Source organism: Neisseria sp. P0021.S005, assembly GCF_051956955.1.
In genome coordinates this window covers 1-1,746 of sequence record NZ_JBQCWY010000643.1, presented here as the reverse complement: position 1 = coordinate 1,746, position 1,746 = coordinate 1, and the positions used below count along the sequence as shown (strand labels likewise).

3 protein-coding genes are annotated in these 1,746 nt (G+C 48.6%); 2 read left to right on the top strand and 1 reads right to left on the bottom strand.

The features are described 5' to 3' along the window. The coding region (locus tag ACTHUE_RS17820; RefSeq protein WP_440424087.1) for a hypothetical protein at nucleotides 1-232 on the top strand (232 nt) is incomplete at its 5' end. Nucleotides 233-241: 9 nt separating this feature from the next. After that, nucleotides 242-667, top strand: coding sequence for a DUF4124 domain-containing protein (locus ACTHUE_RS17815; RefSeq protein WP_440361181.1), 426 nt, complete (start codon nucleotides 242-244; stop codon nucleotides 665-667). A gap of 69 nt (nucleotides 668-736) precedes the next feature. Here the strand turns inward: ACTHUE_RS17815 and ACTHUE_RS17810 are convergent. Continuing rightward, nucleotides 737-1,746: anaerobic C4-dicarboxylate transporter family protein (locus tag ACTHUE_RS17810; protein ID WP_440402789.1), on the bottom strand; the 1,010-nt coding region annotated here is incomplete at its 5' end.

Below are 1,746 nucleotides of genomic sequence, written 5' to 3'. Positions count from 1 at the left end.
CTGGAACCAACAAAACGTCGTCGAAAGTATAGGCTTTTTCTACAATACGCATGATGCTCGGTCTTTCAGTTTGTGCAAGATGCACGGCATTATATCACACCGGCTTGATGCTAACATTGGCAATACACGTTTTAACGTTATTTTTTTACATGATTTGATTTGGCGTACAAAAATATGCCAACGCATTGCAGTTTCAAGTAAAATAAGCCGCATGAGAACATCATTTACATAAGGGAAACCCATGAAATCTTCCGTACTCAAAACCTGTCTGATAGCAGCCCTTCTCTCTTCCGCCGCTCTGACCGGTGCGGCCGAGGTGTACACTTGGAAAGGCACATCGGGCAACAACTATTCCGATACGCCAAACCGCCTGCAACCGAAGCGTTCCGGCGTGGTCAACATCCGTACGCACAATGTCAAACCTGCCGTTGCACCTGCTGCGGCGGCATCTGAGCCGGTTGCCGAGCAGCCCAACGAACAGGTTGCGGAACAAAACAAACAAATCGAAGAGCGCAACAAAAAAATCGAAGAGCAAAACCGCCAAAACAAGCTGGAAAACTGCAAAATCGCCAAAATCAACCGCCAAGTCGCCGAAAGCGCACGCTTGGCCAATCGCGACAGCCTGATTAAACAATACCAAAACGACGTCAATAAATACTGCAATTAAGCTCTCGAATAACAATATCAAAAAGGCCGTCTGAAATTTAATTTCAGACGGCCTTCATTTTTCAGCCTATCAATAATACAGTTGAACCAACAACAAACCGAAAGCCAGACTAAATGCCATGCTCAACAGGCCCGGAATCATGAAGCTGTGGTTGAAGATAAATTTGCCGATTTTGGTCGAGCCGGTTGTATCAAAGTCGATAGCGGCAATAATCGGACCGTAGTTCGGAATGAAGAAATAGCCGTTTACCGCAACAAATGTGCCGATAATGATGGGCGCAGGAATACCCAGTTTGATGGCGATTGGAAATAGCGTTGCCACTGTCGCGCCTTGACTATTGACCAATACCGACAAGACAAACAGGGCAAAGGCAAAGGTCCATGGTGCAGATTCAACCAAATGGCTGACGGTCGATTCCACTTCTGTTAAGTGGCCGTTCATCAAGGTATCGCCCAACCAAGCCACGCCAAATACTGCAATCACGGCACGCATACCGGCATGGAATACCGAACCTCGGGTAATCGCATCGCCATTGGGTTTACACGCCAAGATAATCAGTGCAGAAGCAGACAACATCACGATTTCAATCGTATGCGCCATGCCCATAGGCTTGATCGCGCCATCGTGTTCAAAAGCCGGACGCAGCTCTGGCAGCGCACCCATCACGACCACCAGCAATGCCGCAGTCAAGAAAATACCGACCGACAATTTGGCTTTCGGCGAAATGGCGACATCGGTTTGTTGTTCCTCCACATCGATGTATTCTTTCACATAGTTCGGGTCTTTCAGTAAAGCCTGATAATACGGATCGTCTTTCAATTCTTTGCCCAGTTTGTTTACGAACACGCAAGCCAAACCGATACCCAAAATCGTGGATGGAACGGTAACTTTCAACACATCCGCCATCGTGATGTGTTGCGGCTCAAGCATGGTGACGCAGGCAACAACGGCTGCGGCAATCGGGCTGGCGACAATCGCAAATTGGGAAGCGATAACCGCCATCGTCAGCGGACGGGAAGGACGGATGCCATTGCGACGGCTGACTTCGGCAATCACGGGCAAGACCGAGTAAGCCACAT